We start from the raw sequence: 5,464 nt of genomic DNA on the forward strand, positions 1-5,464 counted from the left end.
CCGCACCGGTGATGCTCATGCCAGACCTCGAACCGTACGTACCGGGGCACGGCGTCCCTGGATCGCGGCCACCATGTCGACGACTCGACGGGTGGACGCCACCTCGTGAACACGGAACACCCGGGCGCCGCCCGCCGCGGCCATTGCTGTCGCTGCCAATGTTCCCTCCAACCTCTCGGAAAGCTCCACACCAAGAGTCTCCCCGATGAAGTCCTTATTACTCAGCGCCATCAGCACTGGCCACCCGGTGTTTACAAGAACGTCCACTTTCCGCAACAACTCGAGCCCGTGAAAGGTGTTCTTACCGAAATCGTGGGTGGGATCGATCAGGATCGCGTCACGCGGAACCCCGAGTGCCAGGGCGCGCTCTGCCGCCGACACGACCTCGGTGACCACATCTGCGACGACGTCGTCGTAGCGGACACGATGCGGGCGGGTGCGCGGAACCGCGCCACCCGTGTGCGAGCAGACGATCCCGGCACCAGTCTCGGCAGCAACCAGGACGAGGTCGGGATCCGCACCCGCCCACGTGTCGTTGATCAGGTCGGCGCCTTCGGCGCGTGCCAACCGCGCGACGCCGCTCCGCCAGGTGTCGACGCTGATGATCAGCTCGGGGTACTTGGCTCTGATCGCGGCGACGAACGGAACGACTCGCCTGACCTCTTCGTCGGCGTCGACGAGGTCACCGGGCCCAGCTTTCACTCCCCCGATGTCCACCAGATCGGCGCCCTCGTCGACGGCCCTGTCGACGGCAGCCATCGCTGCCGAATCCGAGAACGTCGCGCCCTGGTCGTAGAAGGAATCGGGAGTGCGGTTGACGATGGCCATCACCAGTGCACGGTCGACCGCGACCGGACGCCCACACAGGGTGGGCGCCGGACCTGGCTGCGCGGTAGAACCGGGGAGTGAAGACATGCCACTCATACTGGCATGACGGAACTCGGTCTAGCCCTTGGGTACCGAGCCCGCCGCGACCTTTCCTACGTATTCGTCGTACGAGTCCACGTAACCACCCTCGCGGCCTTCGAGAACGTGCAGAGTGTCGGCGCCGACGTCGTAGCCCTCGTTGCGCAATTCCACCTTGCGCGACTTGAAAGTGCTGGTGTGTTCGAGTGAGTCGACGATGCGGATGAACAGCGGGACCGCGTAGTTGGGGAGCTTGCCGTATAGGTGTGCCGCGACTTCACTTCCCTCCAAGCTTTGACCGTCCCGCAGCTTGACCGCCGCCATGCCCGCGCGACCGTCGGTGCCCGGAATCTCGACGCCGTAGACAACTGCTTCCTCGACGGCCGGGTGCGAACTCAGTGCGCCCTCGACCTCCGTGGTGGCAACGTTCTCGCCCTTCCAACGGAAGGTGTCGCCGAGGCGGTCGACGAAGGCGACGTGGCCCCATCCCTGCTTGCGCACCAGGTCTCCGGTGTCGAACCAGGTGTCGTCGTCCTTGAATCCGCCGCGTACCAGTTTGCTGTTGCTCGCCGCTTCGTCGGTGTAACCGTCGAAAGGCGCCCGGTCGGTGACCTTCGACAGCAGGAGTCCGACCTGACCCGTGGAAACCTTGCGGAGTCGACCGTCGGCTCCACGCAACGCTTTTCCGGTGTCCTCGTCGAACTCCACGACGGCGTGCGGCAACGGGCAGATGCCTGCTGTCTTGTCGACGTTGAGTGCGTTGACGAACGCGATGTTGCATTCGCTCGCACCGTAGAACTCGGCGACGCGGGGTATGCCGAACCGCTGGGTGAATTCGGCCCAGATCTCAGGGCGCAGACCGTTACCCACCATCAGCCGAACAGCATTGTCGCTGTCGGTCGGCTTGACCGGCTGGTTGAGCAGATAGCGGCACAGTTCGCCGATGTAGGTGAACGCGGTCGCCTTGTTGAGTGCGATGTCGTCCCAGAACCGCGAGGCCGAGAACTGACGTCCGATCGCGATTGTCGCACCGGACGCGAGCACCGAGGACAGCGAGACCGTCAACGCGTTGTTGTGGTAGAGCGGCAGGCAGCAGTACAGGGTGTCCGAGCCGCGCAAGCGCACGCCCATCAACCCGAGCCCCGACATCGACTTCAACCAACGGAAGTGAGTCATCAAGCTGGCCTTGGGCATTCCGGTGGTGCCCGAGGTGAAGATGTAGAACGCCTTCTCCTTTGCCAGCACCTCGGCGGTGACCGCGGGGTTGGACGGATCAGCCGTCTTCGCCAGATCCGCGAGTTCGCTGACGAGAAGTTGGTTCGGTCCGCTAAATCCGGCGGGCAACGATTCGAGGGCTTCTTCGCACTCGTCGGCGACCCCCAGGACCCGCGCGTCGAGGAGCGTAAGGCTGTGTGCCAGAACGTCGTCGCGCTGGTTGTAGTTCAGCATGCCCGCTGCCGCGCCGAGTTTTACCGCGGCCAAGGCGATCAACAGCGCTTCGGGAGTGTTCTTTGCCAGCACTCCGACGACGTCTCCGCGGTCGACTCCTCGACCACGGAGAACGTCCGCGTAGCGGTTCACCAGTTCGTTGGCTTCCGCGTAACTGGTCGCGTGGCCCTCGAACCGGATGAACGGGCGCGACGGGTGCGCGTGCGCGGCCTTCTGGAAGATCAACCCGATCGATTCCTTGGCCGAAGGCTTACGGGTGAGCCCGGCGGCCCCCCGCGCCAGGATCGGCACCTCGGTGATCATCGACGGCAGTTTTGCCGCCAGATCGAGCAGGCCGACGGTCGAACGGGCTTCCGAACTCATGGCTCCCCTAACACGTATCCGGCGCCCATTCGGCCGCCCAGTCTGCGGCCACCTTACTGCACGGTAATAAAGCCCGCCATGCCCCAGGTCAGGGTTTCACGCAAGCGTCTGATCAGGATTTGACGCACGCGTCGAGCGCGGCCTCGACGTCCGTCCTCACCAGCAGAGTGTCCAGCGCCTGACGCCCGACGAAGCCCGTCCCGTCGAGCTTGTTCAACCACTCGAGCAGGCCAGTGAAGTGGCCGACGGGATCGAGCATCACGACAGGTTTCTCGTGCATTCCCAGGTAGCCGGCGGTCCACGTCTCGAACAACTCTTCCAGCGTCCCGATTCCGCCGGGCAGCGTGATGAACGCGTCGGCGTGGTCTTCCATCAGCTTCTTGCGTTCGCGCATGGTGTCCGTGACGATCAGTTCGTCGGCATCGACGTCGGCAACTTCCTTGTGCACCAAGGCTTTCGGGATGACGCCGACGGTCCAGGCACCCGCCGCGCGAGCGGACTCGGCGACAGCGCCCATCATCGACACGTTGCCGCCACCCGAGACCAACTGCCATCCGCGTCGACCGATCGCGGTTCCCACCTCGGCAGCCAATGCCAGGAACGATTCGTCCACCGGACCCGACGCGCAGTAGACGCAGATCGAGTACTTCTTGTCGGAATCGGTCACCATTCTTCTTCTTTCCCCAGATCTGCGGCCTCGTCGACGCCCTTGTCGGCGTTGAGGACGATTCGTACTGCTTCTTCCACACTGTCGGTGACGTGCAGCAAGTTCACGTCACCTTCGGAAATCTTGCCGTCACGCTCGAGGGTGCCGCGGATCCAATCGACGAGTCCGGACCAGTACTCGGTACCGAACAGGACGATCGGGAAGCGCGTGACCTTGTGGGTCTGCACCAGGGTGAGTGCCTCGAACAGCTCGTCGAGTGTTCCGAAGCCACCCGGCAGGCAGATGAATGCCTGGGAGTACTTCACGAACATCGTCTTGCGTGCGAAGAAGTACCGGAAGTTGATTCCGAGATCCACCCACTCGTTGAGTCCCTGCTCGAACGGCAACTCGATGCCGAGGCCGATCGAGTACCCGCCGGCCTCACTGCAACCGCGGTTGGCAGCTTCCATCACTCCTGGCCCACCACCGGTGATGACGGCGTACCCGGCCTCGGCCAACGCCGTTCCCAGCTCGCGCCCGGATTGGTACTCGGGATGATCGACCGTGGTGCGGGCCGAACCGAACACCGTCACCGCACGCGGGACCTCGGCGAGTGCGCCGAAACCTTCGATGAATTCGCTCTGGATACGCAGCACACGCCACGGATCGGTGTGTACCCAATCCGTGGGTCCGCGCTTGTCGAGCAAGCGCTGATCCGTCGTGGTCTTCTCGTCCTTGCGCTTGCGTCGAAGCTGAACCGGCCCGCGGTGCTTGATCGACGAGCTCTGCTTCTTCGAAGCCGAATTCTTCTCTGGTGCCATGCGGCAAGGCTAACGGTCAGGCCGACAGATACTTCCTCAGCACGGCCGCGACGTCGGTGATCTGCTGCACCGGAACGTGCTCGTCGCGCTTGTGCGCGAGGTTCGGATCACCCGGTCCGTAGTTCACGGCAGGAATGCCGAGCGCCGAGAACCTGGACACGTCGGTCCACCCGTACTTCGCACGGAACTGACCACCGGCCGCCTCGATCAGGGCGGCAGCGGACGGGTTCGCCAAGCCGGGCAGCGCGCCGGGCGAGGAGTCGGTGACCTCGAATCCGAGGCCCAGACCGTCGAACACTTCGCGCACGTGCGCCTCGGCTTGTACCTCGCTGCGATCGGGCGCGAATCGGAAATTGACGTCCATCTCGGCTTCGTCCGGGACGACGTTTCCGGCGACGCCACCGGAGATCCGCACCGCCGACAAGCCCTCGCGGTAGCCGCAACCGTCGATGTCGACCGAGCGCGGCTGGTAACTCGACAACCGCTCCAACGCTCCGCCGAACTTGTGAATGGCATTGTCCCCCAGCCAGGACCTGGCCGAATGGGCGCGAGTTCCCGAAGCCGTCAACCGCACCCGCATCGTGCCCTGACACCCGGCCTCGATGAAACCGGCCGTCGGCTCACCGAGAACTGCGACGTCCGCCGCGAGCCATTGCGGGATCTCGCGTTCGATCCGTCCCAGGCCGTTGTACGTTGCGGCGATCTCTTCGCAGTCGTAGAAGACGAGGGTCAGATCGTGGGCCAGGTTCTCGATGGTGGCCGCAAGGTGTAGGAAGACCGCGTCGCCCGACTTCATGTCCACGGTCCCGCAGCCGTGCAGGATGTCGCCGTCACGCCGCGAAGGAACGTTGTCCGCGATCGGCACCGTATCCAGATGTCCGGCGAGCATGACCCGACTGGGCAAACCACGCGACGTACGCGCCAACACGGCATTGCCGTTGCGGATGATCTCGAAGCCCGAAGTCTGCTCACGCAGCGCATCCTCGACAGCCTGCGCAATGACGGATTCGTCGTGCGAGACGCTGGGGATGTCGACCAGGGCGGCCGTCAAGTCGATGGGGTCCGAAGCAAGATCGAGGATGCTCACACGCACCAGCCTAGGCCGGTGCACCCACCACCCAGTAATCTCTAGTCCCGTGAGCGCACAGGGAGCAACAGCAGTAGGTATCGCCAACGTGACCGCGGACGGAACCGTCCTCGACACCTGGTTCCCGGCACCGGAGCTGGGAACATTCGACAAGACCGGTACCGAGAACGTCGAGGGAACAGATATTCCTTC

Annotated in this window: 5 protein-coding genes and 1 pseudogene; 1 reads left to right on the forward strand and 5 read right to left on the reverse strand. The window is 64.1% G+C overall.

Annotated features, from left to right (window positions below):
• Positions 1-15 precede the first annotated feature (15 nt).
• From folP to dapE, 5 genes are all read right to left on the reverse strand, one after another.
• On the reverse strand, positions 16-915 hold the full coding sequence (folP, locus tag A2J01_RS08155; protein WP_030536944.1) for a dihydropteroate synthase: 900 nt from the start codon (positions 913-915) through the stop codon (positions 16-18).
• 30 nt (positions 916-945) lie between these two features.
• Entirely contained in the window at positions 946-2,718 is a 1,773-nt protein-coding gene (locus tag A2J01_RS08160) for a long-chain-acyl-CoA synthetase (protein WP_064112479.1), read from the reverse strand.
• A gap of 112 nt (positions 2,719-2,830) precedes the next feature.
• Entirely contained in the window at positions 2,831-3,388 is a 558-nt protein-coding gene (locus tag A2J01_RS08165; RefSeq protein WP_003945191.1) for a TIGR00730 family Rossman fold protein, read from the reverse strand.
• Positions 3,382-4,185 (reverse strand): TIGR00730 family Rossman fold protein, encoded by an 804-nt coding sequence (locus A2J01_RS08170; protein WP_003945176.1) that lies wholly within the window; start codon positions 4,183-4,185, stop codon positions 3,382-3,384. Before A2J01_RS08170 ends, A2J01_RS08165 begins: the two co-directional genes overlap by 7 nt.
• A 16-nt stretch (positions 4,186-4,201) precedes the next feature.
• On the reverse strand, positions 4,202-5,272 hold the full coding sequence (gene dapE, locus A2J01_RS08175) for a succinyl-diaminopimelate desuccinylase (protein WP_197494177.1): 1,071 nt from the start codon (positions 5,270-5,272) through the stop codon (positions 4,202-4,204).
• Between the two features lie 49 nt (positions 5,273-5,321).
• Between dapE and A2J01_RS35720 the strand changes: the two are divergent.
• Positions 5,322-5,464, forward strand: a pseudogene (locus tag A2J01_RS35720) (2,3,4,5-tetrahydropyridine-2,6-dicarboxylate N-succinyltransferase); the annotation flags it as partial.

Origin of the sequence: Rhodococcus sp. EPR-134 (assembly GCF_001647205.1) — a bacterium.
Taxonomy (GTDB): Bacteria; Actinomycetota; Actinomycetes; order Mycobacteriales; family Mycobacteriaceae; genus Rhodococcus_F; species Rhodococcus_F qingshengii.